General features: G+C 60.8%; 18 protein-coding genes. 14 read left to right on the forward strand and 4 right to left on the reverse strand.

Annotation, left to right across the window (positions count from 1 at the left end; genetic code table 11):
* The first annotated feature begins 179 nt into the window (after positions 1 to 179).
* From IDH44_RS12340 to IDH44_RS27180, 3 genes are all read left to right on the forward strand, one after another.
* Positions 180 to 1,085: a formylglycine-generating enzyme family protein gene (locus tag IDH44_RS12340; RefSeq protein WP_223869630.1), complete on the forward strand. Its 906-nt coding sequence runs from the start codon at positions 180 to 182 to the stop codon at positions 1,083 to 1,085.
* Positions 1,086 to 1,627: 542 nt separating this feature from the next.
* Entirely contained in the window at positions 1,628 to 3,118 is a 1,491-nt protein-coding gene (locus IDH44_RS12345; protein ID WP_190918068.1) for an alpha-N-arabinofuranosidase, read from the forward strand.
* Positions 3,115 to 3,390, forward strand: coding sequence for a DUF6171 family protein (locus tag IDH44_RS27180; protein ID WP_190918070.1), 276 nt, complete (start codon positions 3,115 to 3,117; stop codon positions 3,388 to 3,390). The genes IDH44_RS12345 and IDH44_RS27180 overlap by 4 nt, the downstream gene beginning before the upstream one ends.
* Before the next feature lie 234 nt (positions 3,391 to 3,624).
* On the opposite strand, the gene IDH44_RS12355 is transcribed toward IDH44_RS27180, so the two are convergent.
* Complete coding sequence (locus tag IDH44_RS12355) at positions 3,625 to 4,098, reverse strand: hypothetical protein (RefSeq protein WP_190918071.1); 474 nt, start codon at positions 4,096 to 4,098, stop codon at positions 3,625 to 3,627.
* 27 nt (positions 4,099 to 4,125) lie between these two features.
* The gene (locus tag IDH44_RS12360) at positions 4,126 to 5,142 is read right to left on the reverse strand and encodes a DUF3231 family protein (RefSeq protein ID WP_190918072.1); all 1,017 of its coding nucleotides are present in this window, start codon (positions 5,140 to 5,142) and stop codon (positions 4,126 to 4,128) included.
* Between the two features lie 156 nt (positions 5,143 to 5,298).
* Between IDH44_RS12360 and IDH44_RS12365 the strand changes: the two genes are divergently transcribed.
* From IDH44_RS12365 to IDH44_RS12400, 8 genes are all read left to right on the forward strand, one after another.
* The gene (locus IDH44_RS12365) at positions 5,299 to 5,493 is read left to right on the forward strand and encodes a hypothetical protein (RefSeq protein ID WP_190918073.1); all 195 of its coding nucleotides are present in this window, start codon (positions 5,299 to 5,301) and stop codon (positions 5,491 to 5,493) included.
* 27 nt (positions 5,494 to 5,520) lie between these two features.
* Positions 5,521 to 6,351: an AraC family transcriptional regulator gene (locus IDH44_RS12370; RefSeq protein WP_190918244.1), complete on the forward strand. Its 831-nt coding sequence runs from the start codon at positions 5,521 to 5,523 to the stop codon at positions 6,349 to 6,351.
* 143 nt (positions 6,352 to 6,494) lie between these two features.
* Positions 6,495 to 7,646, forward strand: a complete 1,152-nt coding sequence (locus IDH44_RS12375) for a Gfo/Idh/MocA family protein (RefSeq protein ID WP_190918074.1) — start codon at positions 6,495 to 6,497, stop codon at positions 7,644 to 7,646.
* A gap of 39 nt (positions 7,647 to 7,685) precedes the next feature.
* Positions 7,686 to 8,849 carry a dihydrodipicolinate synthase family protein gene (locus IDH44_RS12380; protein ID WP_190918075.1) on the forward strand — a complete coding sequence of 388 codons (1,164 nt, stop codon included), beginning with the start codon at positions 7,686 to 7,688 and terminating at the stop codon, positions 8,847 to 8,849.
* A gap of 41 nt (positions 8,850 to 8,890) precedes the next feature.
* On the forward strand, positions 8,891 to 9,712 hold the full coding sequence (locus tag IDH44_RS12385; RefSeq protein ID WP_190918076.1) for a sugar phosphate isomerase/epimerase family protein: 822 nt from the start codon (positions 8,891 to 8,893) through the stop codon (positions 9,710 to 9,712).
* A 73-nt stretch (positions 9,713 to 9,785) separates the two neighbouring features.
* Positions 9,786 to 10,790 (forward strand): hydroxyacid dehydrogenase, encoded by a 1,005-nt coding sequence (locus IDH44_RS12390; protein ID WP_190918077.1) that lies wholly within the window; start codon positions 9,786 to 9,788, stop codon positions 10,788 to 10,790.
* A gap of 96 nt (positions 10,791 to 10,886) precedes the next feature.
* Positions 10,887 to 11,648 (forward strand): sugar phosphate isomerase/epimerase family protein, encoded by a 762-nt coding sequence (locus IDH44_RS12395; RefSeq protein ID WP_190918078.1) that lies wholly within the window; start codon positions 10,887 to 10,889, stop codon positions 11,646 to 11,648.
* Entirely contained in the window at positions 11,645 to 13,927 is a 2,283-nt protein-coding gene (locus IDH44_RS12400) for a family 78 glycoside hydrolase catalytic domain (RefSeq protein ID WP_223869620.1), read from the forward strand. Before IDH44_RS12395 ends, IDH44_RS12400 begins: the two co-directional genes overlap by 4 nt.
* A gap of 7 nt (positions 13,928 to 13,934) precedes the next feature.
* On the opposite strand, the gene IDH44_RS12405 is transcribed toward IDH44_RS12400, so the two are convergent.
* Together IDH44_RS12405 and IDH44_RS12410 are read right to left on the reverse strand one after the other, a co-directional pair.
* Complete coding sequence (locus IDH44_RS12405; RefSeq protein ID WP_190918079.1) at positions 13,935 to 14,468, reverse strand: chromate transporter; 534 nt, start codon at positions 14,466 to 14,468, stop codon at positions 13,935 to 13,937.
* A gap of 35 nt (positions 14,469 to 14,503) precedes the next feature.
* Entirely contained in the window at positions 14,504 to 15,136 is a 633-nt protein-coding gene (locus IDH44_RS12410) for a chromate transporter (RefSeq protein ID WP_190918081.1), read from the reverse strand.
* 259 nt (positions 15,137 to 15,395) lie between these two features.
* Here IDH44_RS12410 and IDH44_RS12415 point away from each other — a divergent pair, with 259 nt between their 5' ends.
* From IDH44_RS12415 to IDH44_RS12425, 3 genes are all read left to right on the forward strand, one after another.
* Positions 15,396 to 16,307 (forward strand): AraC family transcriptional regulator, encoded by a 912-nt coding sequence (locus IDH44_RS12415; RefSeq protein WP_190918082.1) that lies wholly within the window; start codon positions 15,396 to 15,398, stop codon positions 16,305 to 16,307.
* 341 nt (positions 16,308 to 16,648) lie between these two features.
* On the forward strand, positions 16,649 to 17,047 hold the full coding sequence (locus IDH44_RS12420) for a phage holin family protein (protein ID WP_190918084.1): 399 nt from the start codon (positions 16,649 to 16,651) through the stop codon (positions 17,045 to 17,047).
* A gap of 120 nt (positions 17,048 to 17,167) precedes the next feature.
* On the forward strand, positions 17,168 to 17,557 hold the full coding sequence (locus IDH44_RS12425; RefSeq protein ID WP_190918085.1) for a hypothetical protein: 390 nt from the start codon (positions 17,168 to 17,170) through the stop codon (positions 17,555 to 17,557).
* Positions 17,558 to 17,566 lie beyond the last annotated feature (9 nt).

Here is a 17,566-nt window from a genome sequence, read left to right on the forward strand (position 1 = left end):
CTAGAGCGGAGGGGCAATTTGTGCTAAGCTAAGAATAGCGCAGTGACAGGACAAGGAGTTGAAGCAACGTTATGGAAGAGCAAGCGCCCAAAAGCTGTTGTGCCGCTGGCCGCGAGCAGGTGGAGTCGGCGCCGGCTGACGCCAAGCCGCCGGCCGCCGAAATGACATTTGCGAAACGGATGAAACGTCGCGCTCTTGCCCAGGAGGGCGAGGGTCCGGGCAGCATGATCCGTCTTCCGGGAGGCACGTTCGAGATGGGGACGGACACGAAGGATGGCTTCCCGGCCGACGGCGAAGGCCCGATCCGGCGGGTCGAGGTGGACAGCTTTGAAATTTCGGCTCATGCGGTCACAAATGCGGAATTCGCGCGGTTCGTGGAGGCGACCGGCTATGTGACGGAGGCGGAGCGGTTCGGCTGGTCGTTCGTCTTCCACCTCCTCGTCTCCGAGGAGGTCGGCCGCCAGGTCAGCAACGTGCCGCAAGGCGTGCCGTGGTGGCTGGTGGTGCAAGGCGCCTACTGGCGCTGCCCGGAAGGTCCCGATTCGAATGTCGAGGCGCGCGGCGATCATCCGGTCGTGCATATCTCGTGGAACGATGCCGGCGCCTATTGCCGGTGGAGCGGGACGCAGCTGCCGACCGAAGCGCAATGGGAATATGCGGCGCGCGGCGGCCTGCAGCGCAAGACGTATCCGTGGGGCGACCTGCTCAAGGAGGGCGGCCGCCATCGCTGCAACATCTGGCAGGGCAAGTTCCCGGTCAAAAACAACGCCAGCGACGGCTACGTCGGCACCGCGCCGGTGGACGCCTACGAGCCCAACGGCTACGGCTTGTACAACATGTCGGGCAATGTCTGGGAGTGGTGCCGCGATCATTTCACGCCGGAGTATCACCGGATCACCTCGGACCACAATCCGCTGCACGAGGACAAGGGAGACAAGCGCTCCATGCGCGGCGGTTCGTATCTCTGCCATCGTTCGTATTGCAATCGGTATCGGCTGGCGGCGCGCAGCTCCAACACCGCCGACAGCTCGACCGGCAATTGCGGCTTTCGCGTTGTGCGGGAAGCGAATGCGAATGGCCAGTGATGTGCAGTGGGCAGGGAGCAAACGAAAAACAACTCGGCTACGCTCCCTGAGGCGCGCCCGGGTATGCTTCCGGGCAATGCGCCCCAGGACGCGCTCCACGACGCGCCCGGAGAGCATTGCCTAAGGATGCGTCCAGGCTAATAAGACCATTCGCGCTTCCCGAGCCCGTGTGACCTCAAAATATGAGCCTAAATTCGCCTCCGCAGCAAATTCGACTGAGTAACCTCACATTACGAGCTTAAATCGGCCTCCGCAGCAAATTCACCCAGCTTGTTTCGAATTCGCACCCGTTTACCAAGCACAATACGCAATTTTGATTAATATAAATATAAATCCTTGTGGGAGATATAATTTACGTCCGCAGAAATTTGGGGGTTGCGTTATCGCATGAGAACCATTACAGTATAACTGAATCAAGTCATAAGCTCGCTGAACTCAGCGTTCATTGCGCGATCTGCTGTTTTTGCTGTTGCGTCGAGCTTGCTTGTTCATCAGTGTCAACATTGGATTATTAATTATATTAATTCAAAGGGGAGATTTATGTGACCGCGAACATAACACTGAACGCCGATCGGGTCGCCGGTACAATCGATCGCAATCTGTACGGGCATTTTGCCGAGCACCTCGGCCGTTGTATCTACGAAGGGATCTGGGTAGGAGAGGATTCGCCGATATCCAACACGAACGGCATTCGCAACGATGTGCTGGAAGCGCTTCGACGCCTGCAAGTGCCGGTGCTGCGTTGGCCGGGCGGCTGCTTCGCGGACGAGTACCACTGGAAGGACGGCATCGGGCCGCGCGGAGATCGCAAGCGGATGGTCAATACGCACTGGGGCGGGGTGGTGGAGAACAATCACTTCGGCACGCATGAATTTCTGATGCTGTGCGAGCTGCTCGATTGCGCGCCGTACATCAACGGCAACGTCGGCAGCGGCACGGTGCAGGAGATGGCAGAATGGGTGGAATACATGACCTTCGACGGCGTCTCGCCGATGGCCGAGCTGCGTCAGGCCAATGGCCGCAAGGCGCCGTGGAAGGTGCCTTATTTCGGCGTAGGCAACGAGAACTGGGGCTGCGGCGGCAATATGCGTCCGGAGTATTATGCGGATCTGTACCGCCAGTTCCAGACGTATGTGCGTCAGTACGGCGACAATAAGATCACGAAGATTGCCTGCGGCCCCGGCGGCGCGGATTATCGCTGGACCGAGACGGTCATGCGGGAGGCGCACGCCAAAATGGATGCGTTCACGCTGCATCATTACACCGTTCCCGGTCCGTCCTGGCAGGACAAGGGCGAGGCGATCGGCTTCACCGAGCAAGAATGGTTCACGACGATGGAACGAGCGCTGCAGATGGACGAGCTGATCACCCGGCACAGCGCCATTATGGACCAATACGATCCGGAGCGGCGCATCGGCTTGATCGTGGACGAATGGGGCACCTGGTTCAACGTCGAGCCGGGGACGAATCCGGGCTTCCTCTACCAGCAGAATACCGTGCGCGACGCGCTGGTGGCGGCGGCGACGCTCCATATTTTTCAGAAGCATTGCAAGCGTGTGCGGATGGCCAACCTGGCGCAGACGGTCAATGTGCTGCAGGCGGTCATCTTGACGGAAGGCGAGCGGATGCTGCTGACGCCGACCTATCACGTCTTCGAGATGCTCAAGGTCCATCAGGACGCGGAGCTGTTGGATGTCCATCTGCAGAGTGAATCCTACGAGCTGGAAGGGCGCGAATTGCCGCAATTGTCGGTCTCGGCCTCGCGCAGCAGCGATGGTCGCATTCACCTCAGCCTGGCGAATCTGCACCCGACGAGGTCGGCCCCGCTGAAGCTGGCGGTGCGCGGTGCGGCAACGGAAGGGCTGCGTCTGAGCGCCGTAGAGCTGACAGGCGACGCCATGGATGCGCACAATACGTTCGATCAGCCTGAGCGGGTCAAGCCGCGCGCTGCAGATGCGCTCGTCCTGGAGAGCGGAGCCGTGCATGGCAGCGTGGCGCCGATGTCGGTCACGCTGGTGACGCTGCAGTCGTGAGCGGGCCGAAGGGCAGACGCCCCTGCCGAGGCTGCCGGGGCGAGGCGGAGATCACGTCGGAGCAGATCGAGCGCGGCGTAGGCGCGCTGCTCCGCAGCGGCAGGCCGCTCGTACCGGAGCCGCTGTATGCGCAGCGATTGGCGGCCTGTGCCGCCTGTCCGAGCCTGCTGGGCGGACATACCTGCGCGCGCTGCGGCTGCATCGTCCAGATCTCGGCCCGGCTCCGGGAGCGGCGCTGTCCGAATCCGGGCGGAGGCCGCTGGCCGGCGTAGCGACAGGCTCGGTCAGCCATGCGGAGCGCGCCCGGTCTGTATGGCTTGCAGAGCCTCGGCCGGTATAGGCTGAGGACCCGTGATGCCAGCACGAAGCGCGCGCGATCGCTGCCATGCGGGCAGGATGCGCATCCTGACACTGCCTGCGCTGATGCGACAGCAGCGTGTCGATTCCGTGTGGCGGGAGCTGCGCGCTTGTCGATCACGGCCGATAGCCCCGTGGCCGTGATCCGGTCACGCCGTTCCGGGGTTGCGCCTGGCCTCAAGCCGGACGACGAGCGCCTGCAAGCCCCATCCGGCCAGCAAACCGCCGAAGCAAAACAGCATGGGGCACCACACCGGGCCGAGCAGTACATGCCAAATGCGCAGGTCGCTGGAGTAAATAAGCCCGACCGTCGAAACAAATGCAGCTGTGGCAAAAGGCAAGTACGCGTACCTCGCCCTCGCACCGCCGCCATCCTTGAAGGCGTCGTAAATCGCAAACATGTACAAGCACGGGTAAAACATCAGCCACTCGTAATTGGCTTGGCTGACTGCCTGCTGCGTAAGGCCGCGAAAGCTGGAAATGATAATCTGGTTCAAGTTGGCGCGCGCGTTGACGATGACCTCCAGGACAATCAGCACGATGCCTTTCAGATACTTTCCGTTCAGCAGCTGACCGAAGCCCGGCAGAGCGATGCACCACAGCAGCTTTTCCACAGGGCCCATAATTGGCGCTCCTTTCCGGTTGATGCATCAGGTCAAGGTTTCGGTCAGCGCCTTGCGGTCGTCGGCCAGTGGAGGCGCTTCGAACCAGTGATGCTGGACGAGCAGCTTGGCCCCGTCCTTGGCATAATTTGCAATTTGCAGGGTCAGCTTGCCGTAACCGATCGCGAGGTCCGAGCGGGGGCTCACGGCGAGCGCGACGCCGTAATTGGCTGTGCCGGTTGCGACCAGCAAGGTGACGTGATAGAGCATCAGCTTGTCGGAGAACGGCGCTTTTGTGGAAGCGGTCACCTCGTTGTCCCAGGACGAAGGGAACGGGATGTGATCCTCCTGCAGCTTGCTTTCGAAAAACTCGGCATGGGCCTTGGAAATTTCAATTCCCCGCACCATATGGTCCCGCAGCTCTTTTTCTTTGGCGACCTGAGCGAAGCCAAGCAACAGCGCGTTGCCGAGCCAATTGGACTTGGCGTTTTTGTAGAGCTGGCCGATCTCGACCGAGGTCAGCACCCGCTTGTCTCCCCAGCCGAACAAATGTCCCGAAAAGAAGTCTTCGTGCACGGAGGTTTGAATCCGTTCCGGAATGGATATTGAGGGTGGATGCACATGTTGTCCGGTCTCGTCAAGCAGTGTAACAATCTTATCCTGCAGCACCTTGGATTTGTCGAGATTGGCCAAAAAAAATGCGCGAATATCCGGCCGCGAAGCGGAAGCGTAGGCATTGGCGTACGTAATCAGTCCTACATCGCTCATGTTTTTAATATACTGCATGATAAGGCAATCCGTGTATAGTCGCGGCGCTCGCGTGTCGACGTCCGATTCGGAGAAGCCCTGGGGGATCGGGAAGCGCTCGCGCCGGAACAGCTCATTCAGCTCCGCCAGGTTGCCGGTGGAAAAATTCAACGCAAATTCGAGCACGGAGCGAAGCGAATCTTCTTCGACGTGGCCCAAAAAATATTGCAGCATGCACTTCACCATGCTGTCGTTCATAAAGGTCGACCAGAGTCCGCCGATCTCGGTTGCAGTCAAGCGTATATTGGATGGCGTCATTGTGACGTTCCCCCCCTTGAGTTTTAAACATCTTGGTGTATCTTTAGCCTGCGACGGGGCGACGATAATTATACGCCTTCGGGATGGCGGCCTATTGCATCGGCGGATCGAATTCGGTAAGGTGAAGGTAGGACAGGTCAGGGAGGGGTGAACAGCATGCGGATTCGATTGGACGAGACGAATTTGGCGACTTTTTTCGTCGTGCACGATTGCTGCGGCATTCGGCAGTTGGTCAAGGAAGAGCTGCTGCTGGAGCTGCGCGAGATACGGTGTATGGCATGCCGTCGCCCGGCCCTCAGGCGCCAGATCAACGGTGATTGGCACACGACCGACGGGGCGACGCTTTTTTAAAACGGACTGTGAGGGCTGCCACACGTGATGAAGACGATCCATCTCTACGAGAGCAAGCATCAGGAAAGCTACCGCAAGCAGGACCATCATCACCACAACTATCAGATTTTGTATGCCATCGAAGGCGAAGGCACCATTCGTCTTGAAGATGCAGAGCGGCCTTTTGCGCAAAATTGCGCGGCCGTTATTTTTCCCTATTCGAATCACGCCGTCGCCTCGTCCAGCAAGCTGACACTGCTCGTACTGGAATTCGACGCCGCTTGGATGGAAGGCGAGCCTCTGAGCCGGTGGCGCGAAGCGGGAATCGACGGATCGCTCCTGCTGCAATTGCCGGTCGTCAGCGCCAGCGAGATGAAGCAGCTGCTGCGCAAGCTGCTGTTCGAGCAGCAGCAGCAGGACGGCCTCGGCGGCTGGGCAATGAAAATTTACTGGCTGGAGCTGCTGCTGCTGCTCGCCCGCGCCAGGACGAGCGCAGCGGTTACCGGCGCCAACGATTTGCGCGCCGAGCGCATTCGGGATTATATCGACTCGCATTATTACCAGCCGCTGACGGCGAGTACGCTGGCGTACGCGCTTGGCATCAGCAGCCGGCACGCCACGGCTATTTTTAAGGACAAATACCAAATCACCCCGATGCAATACCTGGCCGAAGTCCGGGTTGACACGGCCAAAAAACTGTTGCTCGAGTCGGATAAGGACACGATTTCGATCGGCTTCGAGGTCGGCTACGAATCGCTCCCCACCTTTTACCGCGTCTTCAAAAACAGCGTGCAAATGTCGCCCAGCAAATTCCGGCAGGAATATCGGGAGGACGTCATTCGTCAAGGCGTGAATGCAAACTCCGAAAGGAGCAGATAATGCCGAAATTTTTGTTTCAATTCATTTCCTAATTCGAGAATGTTCTCGAAATATGATAAGACGGCGCAGCCGTCTGCCTTTATGCTAATAGGGAAGCGGTAACAATATGACGCAATCCGAAAAAGCTAAAGGAGCGGGATACAATGGCATTGCAAAAAATCGGCATCATTATGAACGGCGTAACGGGACGGATGGGCACGAACCAGCATCTGATTCGCTCGATCCTGGCGATTCGCGACCAGGGCGGCGTCCAGCTCGCGAACGGCGATGTGGTCATGCCCGATCCGATCCTGATCGGACGCCAGGAGAACAAAGTGAAGGCGCTGGCGGAGAAGCATAACGTCGAGCGCTGGAGCACGGATCTGGACGCAGCCTTGGCCGATCCGTACAATGTCATCTACTTCGACTCGCAGACGACGGTGCGTCGCGCCGAGGCGATCAAGCAGGCGATTGCCGCCGGCAAGCACATCTACTGCGAGAAGCCGACCGCCACGAGCGTGGAGGGGTCGCTGGAGCTGGCCCGTCTGGCGCGGGAAGCCGGCGTGAAAAACGGCGTCGTGCAGGACAAGCTGTTCCTGCCGGGTCTGCTCAAGCTGAAGCGCCTGGTCGATTCGGGCTTTTTCGGCAAAATCCTGTCCGTGCGGATGGAATTCGGCTACTGGGTGTTCGAAGGCGACTGGCAGCCGGGGCAGCGTCCGTCCTGGAACTACCGCAAGGAAGACGGCGGGGGCATCATTGTCGACATGTTCGCGCATTGGCGCTATGTGCTCGACAATCTGTTCGGCGAGGTCAAGTCGCTCTCCTGCCTCGGCGTGACGCACATCCCGGAGCGGATCGACGAGCAGGGCAACAAGTATGCGTGCACGGCTGACGACGCGGCCTATGCGACGTTCATGCTGGAAGGCGACATCGTCGTACAAGCCAACTCCTCGTGGGCGGTGCGCGTCGACCGCGACGATCTGCTGACGATCCAGGTGGACGGCACCGAGGGCAGCGCCGTCGCCGGACTGCGCGACTGCAAGACCCAGCATCGCGTCAATACGCCCAAGCCGGTCTGGAATCCGGATATTGAGAATCCGTTCAACTTCACCGAGCAGTGGGAAGACGTGCCGGATAATCAATTGTTCGACAACGGCTTCAAGGTGCAGTGGGAGCTGTTCCTCAAGCATATCGTCGAGGACGCCGCCTTCCCGTGGGACCTGCTCGAAGGCGCCAAAGGCACGCAGACGTCCGACCTCGGCCTGCAGTCCTGGGAAGAGAAGCGCTGGGTCGACGTGCCGAAGCTGTCGCTGTAAGCGGCGGCCGCGCAATCCGATATTCGAGGAGGAACCAGCATGACTGAATCGATCAAGCTGCCGCGCGCAGGCGGCACGCTGTATACGTATGACCTGCAGGGCGTCGCCCCTGCGCCTCCGGGGGCCGACAAGTTCGGCAGCCGGATCGCTTATTCGGCGGCGCATGTCGTGGCCGACCCGTTCTCCGGCGCCGACCCGCTGCTGGAGGCGGGGATCGACTGGGACGCGACGCTGGCCTATCGCCGTCATCTGTGGTCGCTCGGGCTGGGCGTCGCCGAGGCGATGGACACGGCGCAGCGCGGCATGGGGCTGAACTGGGGGCACGCGCAGGAGCTGATCAAGCGCTCGACGGCGGAAGCGCAGAGCGTCGGCGGCCTGATCGCCAGCGGCGCGGGCACCGACCATCTGGCCCCGGGGCCGCATGTAACCGTAGACGATGTCATCGCCGCCTACGAGGAGCAATGCGCCTATGTCGAGAGCTGCGGCAGCCGCATCATCCTGATGGCGAGCCGGGCGCTGGCGGCCTGCGCGCAGAGCGCGGAGGATTACGAGCGCGTCTACGGCCGCATCCTGAGCCAGGTCAAGCAGCCGGTCATCCTGCACTGGCTGGGCGACATGTTCGACCCGGCGCTCGCGGGGTATTGGGGCTCGGCGGATGTCGAGACGGCGATGGCGACCTGCCTGCGGGTCATTCGCACTCACGCGGACAAGGTCGACGGCATCAAGATCTCGCTGCTCGATGCGGACAAGGAGATCGCCATGCGCCGGCAGCTGCCGGAGGGCGTGAAGATGTATACCGGCGACGACTTCAACTATCCGACGCTGATTCAGGGCGACGAGCAGGGCTACAGCCATGCCTTGCTCGGCATCTTCGACGCGATCGCGCCGGTGGCGGCGGCCGCGCTGCAGGCGCTCGATCAAGGCGATACGGCTCGTTACAATGCGTTGTTCGATCCGACAGTGCCGCTGTCGCGCCATATTTTCCAGCGTCCGACCTATGCCTACAAGACCGGTATCGTCTTCATGGCGTATCTGAACGGCCATCAGTCGCACTTCCGCATGATCGGCGGCGCCGAGGGCGCGCGCTCGCTCGTGCATCTGTCCGACCTGTTCGTGATGGCGGATCAGGCGGGCCTGCTGGCCAAGCCGGAGCTGGCCGTGCAGCGCATGCGCCGCATCCTGGCGCTGGGCGGCGTGGAATAGGCCGCGCGGCGGCGATATACGAAAGGGGAGCGGAAGTGGCCATGAATAGCTTGACGAATATTGATCGGCTCAGTCTCAACCAGATTACGACGAACAACTGGAGCCTGCCCGAAGCGGTGGAAGGCTGCGTCAAGGCCGAGGTGCCATGGATCGCGCTGTGGCGCAACAAGGTCGAAGAAACGGGGCTTGCCCAAAGCGCCAGGCTGGTGCGCGAGGCCGGGCTCAAGGTGTCGAGCCTGTGCCGCGGCGGCATGTTCCCGGCGGCGGACGCCGCCGGTCGCGCCGCGCGCATCGAGGACAACAAGCGGGCGGTCGAAGAAGCGGCCGAGCTCGGCGCCAAGACGCTCGTGCTCGTCTGCGGACCGTCCGCGGACAAGGATATCGCCGAAGCGCGCAAGATGGTCGAGGACGGCATCGAGCAGCTCGTCCCCTTCGCCGAGTCGCACGGCGTGACGCTCGGCATCGAGCCGCTGCATCCGATGTATGCGGCGGAGCGCTCGGTCATCGTGACGCTCGCGCATGCCAATGACATCGCCGCCCGCTTCAAGCCGGAGCAAGTCGGCGTCGTCGTCGACGTGTTCCACGTGTGGTGGGATCCGGATCTGTACCCTCAGATTGCCCGCGCCCAAGGTCGCATCCTCGGCTACCACGTCTCCGACTGGATCGTGCCGACGCCGGATATGCTGCTCGGCCGCGGCATGATGGGCGACGGAGTCATCGAGCTGCGCCGCATCCGCGAGGCGGTGGAGCAGGCCGGCTACGACGGGCCGATCGAGGTCGAGATCTTCAATCAGGCGATCTGGGACCGTCCCGGTTACGAAGTGCTCGCCGAGATGAAGGACCGCTACTTGAAGCACGTATAATTGCAGGATTGCCAGGGGGCGGCGCCTCCTGGCTTTTGCATACAAAAAGAGAGACGCTAAGGGGAGATTGAATATGACGACGCAAGCCAAGCCGAAAGCGGCCGTGCTGCTGTCGCAGCCCAAGCTGCGCCGGCTGTGCAGTCCGGCGTGCAGGCAGTACCTCGAGACGCATTTCGAGGTCCACTGGAACGAGCGGGAGCGCGAGCTGAGCGCCGAGGAGTTAGTGCCGTTCGCCGAGGATGCCGCCTATCTTTTTACAAGCTGGGGCTCGCCGCGCCTGAGCGAATCTTTTTTTAAGCACGCCGCTGAATTGAGAGCGGTTGCACACGCTGCGGGGAGCGTGAAGTTCTTTTTGCCGGCAAGCGTGTTCGAAGCCGGCGTGCGGGTGTTCTCGGCCAATCCGCGCCTGTCGCTGCCGGTGTCGGAATATTGCATGGCCGTGATTTTTGCATGGCTGCGTCACATCCCGACTTATAATGCCGCCCTGCATGCGGGCGGCTACCGGGTGCCGGGGCTGAAGGGGCGCGAATTGACGGGCAGCCGCGTCGGCTTGATCTCGGCAGGCGCTACGGCGCGCGGATTGATCCGGATGCTGCAGCCGTATGAGGTCGAGATCCGCGTGTATGATCCCTTCCTGAGCGAGGCGCAGGCGCGTCAGCTCGGCGTAATCCCGAGCACGCTCGAGGAGGCAATGGGCTGCACGATCGTCTCCAACCACGCCCCCAATCTGCCTGAGACGGCAGGGTTGATCGGAGCCGAGCAGCTGGCGCGCATCCCCGACGAGGGCATCTTCATCAATTCGGGCCGTGCGGCACAGGTCGATACGGCTGCGCTGGTAGCGGAGTTGAAGAGCGGGCGCATCTACGCCGCCTGCGATGTATTCGACGAAGAGCCGCTGCCTGTCGACAGCCCCTTGCGCGGCCTTGCCAACGTGATCCTGACGCCGCATGTCGGAGCGGCCACGCAGCAGGCCGATCTTGCGCTGCTGCCGGCGGTGGCGGAGGACGTCGTCCGCATGATGCGCGGGGAGCCGACCCGCTTCGAGATCGCCGCCGCCGATTTTTCGCGGCTCGCTTAGGACTTGGGCGGTCAGTTGGCTTGTTCGCCGCCGCAGCCCGCGTTATGATAAGAGACAGGTATACTGCGAATTTTTTGAGAGAAAGGAAGAATGCATATGATCCAGAGCGGCATGCTCTCCGTCACTTTTCGCAAGCTGACGCCCGAGGAGATCGTCGATCTCGCCGTCCAGGCGAAGCTGGAAGCCATCGAATGGGGAGGAGACATTCATGTCCCGCACGGCAATATTGCTGCTGCGATTGAGGTGCACGAGCTGACCGAGCAAGCCGGTCTCGTCACGGCCTCCTACGGCTCCTATTATCGTGCGGGCGCAGCGGACAACCCGGCGTTCGAGGATGTGCTGGAGACGGCTGTCTGTCTGGATGCGCCGGCCATTCGCGTCTGGGCGGGCAATCGCGGCAGCGCCGAAGCGGATGACGCGTGGTGGTCGCGCGTCGCCGAGGATACGATCCGGATCGCAGGACTGGCCGAGCAGGCAGGCATCGAGATTCATTATGAGTATCACCGTAATACGCTGACCGACACGGCAGACGCGACAGACAAGCTGCTGGGACTAGTCAATCATCCGAATGTGCGCAGCAATTGGCAGCCGCCGACCGAGCTTGACGCTGCGGGACGGCTGGACAGCCTGCGGCGCGTGCTGCCGCAGCTCGCGAATCTGCATGTCTTCCATTGGGAGCCGGGCGTGCGCCTGCCGCTGGAAGCGGGCGAGGAGCAATGGGATGACTATATAAGGCTGGCCCGGATGAGCGGCGCCCCGCGTTATGCCATGCTGGAATTCGTCAAGGACGATAGCCCGCAGCAATTCCTCAAGGATGCCGCTGTGCTGCGCCGCTTGCTGAGCGGCGGAGGACGATGAGGGGCGCGGCGCCGGACGCAGCGAAGGCGATGACGGGCCGGCCGCACCCGGGCGGCACGGATCGCTGGCGAGCGAGCTGGATCACGGACCCTGCCTTCGCGGGACTGGCGCCGATCGAGCGCCGCATGAAGGAGCTGGAGATGACCAAGGAGCAGCCCGGCGGTCCGGAGGAGCGCTACAGCGCGCGTCACATGCTCGTGCGGCGCGAGTTCGAGCTGGAGACGCTGCCGGGCGAAGCCTGGCTGGATATAACGGCCGACGATTATTACAAGCTCTACGTCAACGGCGCTTACGTCGGCCAGGGACCGGCCCAGAGCGGCTTCGACCGTTATTGGTTCAACAGCTACGAGATCGCGGATCTGCTCGTCGCCGGCGCCAATTGCATCGCCGTGCACGTCTACTATCACGGGCCGGTGAGCCGCTCTTACAACAGCGCCGATCTGCGGCAGGGGCTGATCGCGCAGCTCACGACGGACCGGACGCCCCTGCTGGGAACCGACCGGCGCTGGCGCTGGAAGACGGCGGACGAGTTCACGCGCGGCGAGCGCATCGGCTACAATACGCAGTTCGCAGAGCCGATCGACTTTCGGCGCAAGGCCGTCGGCTGGAAGACGGCCGGCTATGACGATTCGGCCTGGTCGGAGCCGGCCGAGCACCCCGGACCGGACTACAGCCTGCACCCGCAGCCGACGCCGGTCGTGCAGACCTACGAGGTCGCGCCGCGACAGGTGTCCAGGCTGGGCCCAGGGCATTACCTGCTCGATTTCGGCCACGAGCTGACGGGACAGCTCAAGCTGGCGATGCAAGGCAGCCCCGGCAGCCAGGTGGAGCTGCGCTGTGGCGAGGAGCTGGAGCCAGGCGGCAGGGTGCGATGGGAGATGCGCTGCAATTGCGCCTACCGCGAGGTGTGCACGCTGTCGGGCGGACGAGATGAGCTGGAGCAATACGATTACAAGGCGTTCCGGTATGCGGAAATCATCGCCGGACCCGGAGCGAGTGTCGATGAATCGAGTTTCGCGGCGGTCGTCCGGCATTATCCGTACGACCCGGACGCGCATCGCTTCGTCGCTTCGGATGGGCGCCTGCAGGCGATTTGGGACATCTGCGCCAATGCGGTGCGCTATGGCACGCAGGAGCATTACACGGACTGTCCGAGCCGGGAGAAGGGGCAATACCTCGGGGATAATACGGTGATTATGCATACGCATCTCTACTTGACCGGGGATACCCGCATGACGGCCAAGGCGCTGCGCGATACGGCGTCGACGGCGAGCATCTGTCCGGGCTTGATTGCCGTGACGCCGGGACATTTCATGCAGGAGATTGCCGACTATTCGCTGCAATGGCCGATGCAGATCTGGACGCATTACATGCACAGCGGCGATCTTGCGCTGCTGCGCGAGCTGCTGCCCGCGGTGCGGGGCATGCTGGCGCATTTCGAGCGCTATGCCCGAGCAGACGGCCTGCTGGAGCAGGTGGCGGACAAGTGGAATCTTGTCGATTGGCCGGACAACTTGCGCGACGGCTACGATTTTTCGCTCACCAAGCCGGTCGGGCCCGGCTGCCACAATTTGATCAACGCTTTTTATTACGGGGCGCTGCGCCACACCCGTATGATCGAGGCCGAGCTCGGCGCGGACACCAGCGGGCTCGACGCGCAGCTCGCGAAGGTGCGGTCGTCCTTCCGATCGGCGTTTTTGCTGGAGCGCGAGCAGTTGTTCGCCGATGCCGAGGGCTCGTCGCATGCGTCGCTGCACGCCAATATGCTGCCGCTGCTATTCGGCATGGAGGAGGAGGCGGAGCGCCCGGCCATCGTGGCCCTGCTGAGGCGCAAGCGGCTGGCATGCGGCGTCTACATGGCCTACTTGCTGCTGCAGGCACTTGCTGCTGCAGGCGAGCGCGAGGCGGTGCACGAGCTGATCGTCTGCGAGGACGCGCATTCGTGGCAGACCATGCTGCGGGAGGGGGCGACCGCCTGCTTCGAAGCCTGGTCCAAAGACAGCAAGTGGAACACCAGTCTGTGCCACCCGTGGGCAAGTGCGCCGATTCCGCTCATCGTGGAGGCGGTGATCGGGCTTGAGATTGTGGAGCCGGGATGGAAAAAGGCGCATCTGAATCCCAGGCTTCCCGCCGAACTGGAGGCGTTCGAGCTCGAGCTGACCATTGCCACGGGACGGCTGCGCCTGCGTTACGAGAACGGAAGGATGGATGTGACGGCTCCTCCGGGAACGGCAATCGAATCGAGCTCGCCGATTGTGCGCGTCCTGGCGGACGAGTAAGGCGGGGTCAAGAAAAGAAAGCGGCGCCGCTGATCCCCGAGAATACGAGCAGATAGATCGGAGGCACGCGATAGCGCAGCAGCATGACAAATACGGCGGCGACGATGAATAGGCCGCCGATCAGCTGCTGCGTAATCGCGCCGGGCTCGAGTCGAGCCATGACGAGACGAATCGCGGCAAAGGCGATCAAGGCGACCACAACCGGCTGGACACCGTAAAAAATACGGTTAACGAGCTTGGTCTGGCCGAGTTTGAACAACACCACGATCAAAAGCAGCATCGCCAGCACGGAGGGCAAGACCAGTCCGATCAAGGCCAGGGCGGCGCCTTGCCAGCCGAAGCTCTCGTACCCGATAATGAGGCCGGCATTGACGGCGATCGGGCCGGGCGACATGCCGGCGATGGAGACCGCGTCGAGGAACTGGGCCTGCGTCATCCAGCCGCTGCGCAGCGCTTCGTCTTCAATCAGCGGGAGCAGGGCGTATCCGCCGCCGAACGAGATAAAGCCAAGCTTCAGAAAAAAAAAGAATAAATGCAGCAATTCCCCACACTCCCTTCATCTGAGAAAAACACAAGTTAAATAAAATACATATAGCCGTCCGGCGTCTTGGAGGGAGGCTGCTGCGGCGTGGCCTGGGCCTGCGTCCGGCGGCGTTGGGAACGCTCGGCCCCGAGCGTATAGCCGGCCACCGCCCCCAGGACAAGCACCAACGCCGGATGAATTCCGACCAGCAGAAGCAGGAGTCCGATTGCAGCGAGTGCGATGGTAATGCCGTCTCGCAATGCGTTGCGGCTCATCCGAAAGGCAGAGAATAGAATCAGTCCGATCACACCCCATGAAATGCCGTTCAGAATCGCCGCCACTTGCTCGTAGGGGGCAATCAGGCGATAAAGCAGCAACAGGCTGAGAACGATCGCCGCAGCGGGTAGAATCATCCCGAGCAGCGCGGCGATCGATCCGGAGGTCCGTCCCAGGCGATTGCCGATAATAAAGGCGGCATTGACCGCCACGCCTCCAGGCGCGGAGGAGGCAACGGACAACAGCCGCTGAAATTCAGATGGCGTCATCCAATTCCGGCGCGCAATGAATTCGGCCTCCATTGCCGGGAAGATCGCATAACCGCCGCCGAACGATTGGGGAGAGAGCTTCAGAAAAGATAAAAATATGGAACCGAAGGTTGGGCCGGGCAGAATGGTCTTGTTGCGCATCTTTGGCCTCTCCTTTCTCGCTTATCTTAATAACCTTAGTATAGCATCGTTTTAACCATATTGAAATAAATAAAATCAAATGACAGGCATAAGCTGTGCTTATAACCGGGGTATCCGCCCGGATTTTCGTGATTTTACGAAAAATACGAAAAAATAAAAGATGACTTTATTCTGATTTGAAATAAAGGTGAGGCGGTTTGCGCTTTCTTGCTGCATTTGCCATAATGCGAGAAAAGCAACCGGAACGGGAGAGATGAAGATGGCCAATGGCAGCTTATTTCAGCCAGATCTGCTGCAAGGCAGCTATCACCCGAGCTTCGTGGCATACTATTACAAGCAATGGGGCGTATACGCAATGCCGTATCACCGGCACGAAGCGACCGAAATCATGTACATCCTTTCGGGCACATGCCTGGTGGAGGTGCAGGAGACGGAGGGCGTATCCGCCAAGGTCACGATGAAAAAAGGCGATTTTATTTTGCTGGATTCCAACGTGCCTCATCGATTGGTCGTCGACGGAAATCCGCCCTGCCGGATGCTCAATGTCGAATTTCGATTTGAGGAACGGTCGGCAGACGGCTCCTTGCCCGACATACGCGAGCTGGCGGAGGCGGACACAGCGATCAAGTCGCTCGTGGAGACGGCGGTCTCCTATCTGGTGCTGCGCGATCCCGACGAGGTAAGCCACGTGCTGCGAAGTCTGGTGCTCGAGCTGGATGCGGGCGGCGGAGACGATCGTCTGATGGTCCGGCTTCTTTTTGCGCAGCTGCTGCTGCGCATCGCCCGTCTGCGCGAGCTTTCCGGAGCGCAAGCAATCGAAGACGGCGATTATTATGCGGCGCGGGCCATTGCATACATGCATGCCAATTACGACCAAGAGATCAGGGTCAAGGATGTCGCGGCAGCGGTCAATCTTCATCCCGGCTATTTGCAACGCATATTTAAGCGTTACGAGGGGAGCTCGGTCAACGCGTATTTGACGCAGCTGCGCATGGAAAAAGCCGGCATGCTGCTTTCGCGCACAGATGTGCCGGTGGCGGACGTGGCCGATTACGTCGGCGTAAATTCCAGGCAGTATTTTCATACTCTTTTCAAAAAAACATACGGGCAAACGCCGGTTGCCTATCGCAAGTCTTACGGCGCGCAGCGCTGGAATGCATCGAAGTCTTGAAGCGCGGTGAAAAACGAACGCCGCCATGCCCGAAATGCGTTTCCGTATGCTCCCGTAGCGATGTTTCTTCGAAACATTGTACCTCCTCGATTCCTTGAATTTAACCGTCTCAGAGGAAGGAATCGAGGAGCAAAATGGCGGGCGCCAAACGTTCTGCAAGAACGTACTTCGGAAGCATGTGTTTTTCTCCAACGCATTTTCGGCCACTCTGGCACTTTTCCACCACACTTTTAGATGTCTTGTCCCCAACACCCGGACAACCTTGGCTGACCCTGCATATGATGAAGCAAGACGCCAAAGCGAAGCGGCGTCAAAGCAGGGGCTGGCAGGGGGAATGCGGCATGCATTATGCAATTTGCGGGTTGTGGGGGCTGATCGGCATCATTGTGGCTTTTGCGTTCGGGGGATGGACCGAGGCGCTGACGCTGCTGCTGGCGGCTATGGCGGTCGATTACGTGACGGGCGTCATCGCCGCGGTCAAGGAAGGCAAAGGTCTGAACAGTATGATCGGATTTTGGGGCTTGATTCGCAAAGGGGCCACAATGCTCATTATTCTGATTGCCCACCGCGTCGATCTGCTGCTCGGCTCCGGCAATGTGACGATGACCGGGGCGATTTTTTTCTACTTGGCCAACGAATTGATTTCCATTACGGAAAATTGCGGGCGGATCGGCTTGCCTGTTCCGCATAGGCTGCGGCGAATGATCGAGGTGCTCAAGGACAAGGGCGACGACCGTTAAAAAGTCTAGCGAAAGAAGCCGCCGTGCCCGAATGCGTTTCCGACCGCCGTTTCGCTCTTGCGAAGTTGAGCCGTTTTGTCTATAATGAGAACAAATGTTCTTATTGTGGAGGGATGTTCGATGGAAGCTATGCAGAAAAATGCCCAATTGCCCGCGCAGTTTGCAAAGGCTCGTAATCTGGTGCGGCGGTATGCGCTGCTCCGCATTCTTGCGCGAATATTGGAGCATGACATCGCTGTCGTCGCGCGCGCTTCGCGCCCCGCGCCGCACGGCAGGCTGCTGCGGGGCGCCCAGGATCGGATACTGCTCGAGCTGACAGCGATACGCGTCGCTTTTGGAGCGTCCGGCATTCGCTTGATTCATCAGCAGGACGCGCCGCATATGCGAGTGACCTATCGGTGGGGCGGCGGCGAGCATGTCTTCGAGAGCCGCTCAAACTTGCGCCAGGAGGCGCTGGAGTTGCTGCATGGCTGCCTGCATGCGCGCGGCAGCGGTACGGCTGCAGGGTGAGCCGATCAT

Source organism: Paenibacillus sabuli (genome assembly GCF_014705605.1).
GTDB lineage: Bacteria > Bacillota > Bacilli > Paenibacillales > Paenibacillaceae > Paenibacillus_D > Paenibacillus_D sabuli.

What these genes read in the sequence shown, in the direction of transcription:
- IDH44_RS12385 (WP_190918076.1), top strand. Translation starts at nt 8,891, where the DNA reads ATGAATAGCTTGACGAATATTGATCGGCTCAGTCTCAACCAGATTACG.
- IDH44_RS12365 (WP_190918073.1), top strand. Translation starts at nt 5,299, where the DNA reads ATGCGGATTCGATTGGACGAGACGAATTTGGCGACTTTTTTCGTCGTG.
- IDH44_RS12425 (WP_190918085.1), top strand. Translation starts at nt 17,168, where the DNA reads ATGGAAGCTATGCAGAAAAATGCCCAATTGCCCGCGCAGTTTGCAAAG.
- IDH44_RS12415 (WP_190918082.1), top strand. Translation starts at nt 15,396, where the DNA reads ATGGCCAATGGCAGCTTATTTCAGCCAGATCTGCTGCAAGGCAGCTAT.
- IDH44_RS12400 (WP_223869620.1), top strand. Translation starts at nt 11,645, where the DNA reads ATGAGGGGCGCGGCGCCGGACGCAGCGAAGGCGATGACGGGCCGGCCG.
- IDH44_RS12380 (WP_190918075.1), top strand. Translation starts at nt 7,686, where the DNA reads ATGACTGAATCGATCAAGCTGCCGCGCGCAGGCGGCACGCTGTATACG.
- IDH44_RS12360 (WP_190918072.1), bottom strand. Translation starts at nt 5,142, where the DNA reads ATGACGCCATCCAATATACGCTTGACTGCAACCGAGATCGGCGGACTC.
- IDH44_RS12370 (WP_190918244.1), top strand. Translation starts at nt 5,521, where the DNA reads ATGAAGACGATCCATCTCTACGAGAGCAAGCATCAGGAAAGCTACCGC.
- IDH44_RS12395 (WP_190918078.1), top strand. Translation starts at nt 10,887, where the DNA reads ATGATCCAGAGCGGCATGCTCTCCGTCACTTTTCGCAAGCTGACGCCC.
- IDH44_RS12375 (WP_190918074.1), top strand. Translation starts at nt 6,495, where the DNA reads ATGGCATTGCAAAAAATCGGCATCATTATGAACGGCGTAACGGGACGG.
- IDH44_RS12420 (WP_190918084.1), top strand. Translation starts at nt 16,649, where the DNA reads ATGCATTATGCAATTTGCGGGTTGTGGGGGCTGATCGGCATCATTGTG.
- IDH44_RS12410 (WP_190918081.1), bottom strand. Translation starts at nt 15,136, where the DNA reads ATGCGCAACAAGACCATTCTGCCCGGCCCAACCTTCGGTTCCATATTT.
- IDH44_RS12340 (WP_223869630.1), top strand. Translation starts at nt 180, where the DNA reads ATGAAACGTCGCGCTCTTGCCCAGGAGGGCGAGGGTCCGGGCAGCATG.
- IDH44_RS12355 (WP_190918071.1), bottom strand. Translation starts at nt 4,098, where the DNA reads ATGGGCCCTGTGGAAAAGCTGCTGTGGTGCATCGCTCTGCCGGGCTTC.
- IDH44_RS12390 (WP_190918077.1), top strand. Translation starts at nt 9,786, where the DNA reads ATGACGACGCAAGCCAAGCCGAAAGCGGCCGTGCTGCTGTCGCAGCCC.